The sequence below is a fragment of the Mycobacterium ostraviense genome, assembly GCF_002705925.1.
Lineage (GTDB): Bacteria > Actinomycetota > Actinomycetes > Mycobacteriales > Mycobacteriaceae > Mycobacterium > Mycobacterium ostraviense.
On sequence record NZ_NKRE01000148.1, the window covers coordinates 1 to 1,647 of the forward strand.

Genomic DNA, 1,647 nt, shown 5'->3' on the forward strand with positions numbered 1-1,647 from the left:
TTCATGCGTTATCTTCTTCACCACAAAGGCCTTTCCCGCTGAGCTGCGTTGAGGTCGCAAACCCAGCCAGGGTAAAGCCTTTGCCCTATCCTCCCCAGCGACACGCTTACTCAAGGACTAATGGGAAGTGCCAGGCTAGCTTCTCAGGGGCTCCGCCCCGCCGTGGTGGGCGAAAATGTGCCGGTGGGGCCGGTTGGGTTTGTGGTTGTGTTAAGCGGTGGCCCGGGGTGATGCTCAGGGGGTGTTTCGGTTGACTCCGGTCGTTCTATGTTGCCATGTGAGCCCGCAGGCTAGCTTGGGGCGGAGGGCACGACCTTGTCCGCGGGGACCGTGGAATGTTGCCGTCGAGCACGAGTGTCAGATTCCTGTGTTTACTCCCGCCCTCCCCGAAACATCCTCCACAACAACAAGTTACGTTACATCGGTTTGAGGTGATGGGTGATGGATGTGATGCACCCGCGGTGCGCGGGAATCGACTGCTCGAAGAAGGACGCCAAGGTCTGTGTCCGGGTGCAAGGTCAGGGCCGGCGGGCCACCTCAGCGACGGTGACGACCTGGGGTGGCACGACCAGCCAGATCCTAGCGCTGCGCGAGCACCTGATCGCGGCGAAGGTGACCCGGGTGGTAATCGAGTCAACCAGCGATTACTGGAAACCGTTCTACTACCTGCTCGACGACGAACTCGAGGTGGTGCTGGTCAACGCGGCCTCGGTGCGCAACCTACCTGGTCGCAAGACTGACGTCTCTGATGCCGCCTGACTGGCCGACCTGGGTGCCCACGGTCTGGTCAAGGCGTCGTTCGTGCCGCCGGCCCCGATCCGGGCGTTGCGGGATCTGACGCGGGCACGCACCGTGATCACCCGGGAACGCACCCGGGAAGTGCAGCGGTTAGAGAAACTGCTCGAAGACGCCGGGATCAAGCTCTCAGCAGTGGCCTGCGACATCACCGGTGTCTCCGGACGCGCCATGCTCGAAGCACTCATCGGCGGCCAGCGTGATCCTGCCGCCCTGGCCGATCTGGCCCAACGCCGCATGCGGTCGAAGATCCCGGCCTTGACCGAAGCGCTGACCGGACGATTCAACGACCACCACGCGTTCATGGCGCGACTGTTTCTGGATCGCATCGACGCCCACAGCGCCGACATCGGTCGCCTCGATGAGCGCATCGAGGACGCGATGGCCCCTTTTCGGCCAGCCCGGGACCTGCTGATGAGCATCCCGGGATTCTCCCGAATCGTCGCTGAGGTGTTTATCGCCGAAACCGGCGGCGACATGAGCGTGTTCCCCACCGCGGGACACTTGGCGTCCTGGGCCGGGGTCTCACCAGGGTCCAACGAATCCGCCGGCCGGGTGAAGTCGACCAAGACTCGTCCTGGCAACCGCTACCTCAAAGGCGTCCTCGGGATCGCCGCACTGTCGGCAGCCCGCTCGAAGAACACCTACTTCTCGGCGAAGTACAAACGCATCGCATCTCGTCGTGGCCCGATGCGCACGATCGTCGCCATCGAACACGCCATGATCATCGCCGCCCACAACATGCTCACCAAACTGTGGTTCCCCCCAAATCGTGGAGGTTTCCTCTATGCGGCTTCCCGGTTGGTGGCCGCAGCGTTCTCGTAGTTGATGGGGCTGACCATCCCGATCGTG

1 pseudogene is annotated in these 1,647 nt (G+C 63.0%); it reads left to right on the plus strand.

The window, feature by feature from the left end:
• Positions 1–441 precede the first annotated feature (441 nt).
• Positions 442–1,545: pseudogene (locus CDN38_RS28415) on the plus strand (IS110 family RNA-guided transposase); the annotation flags it as partial.
• Positions 1,546–1,647 lie beyond the last annotated feature (102 nt).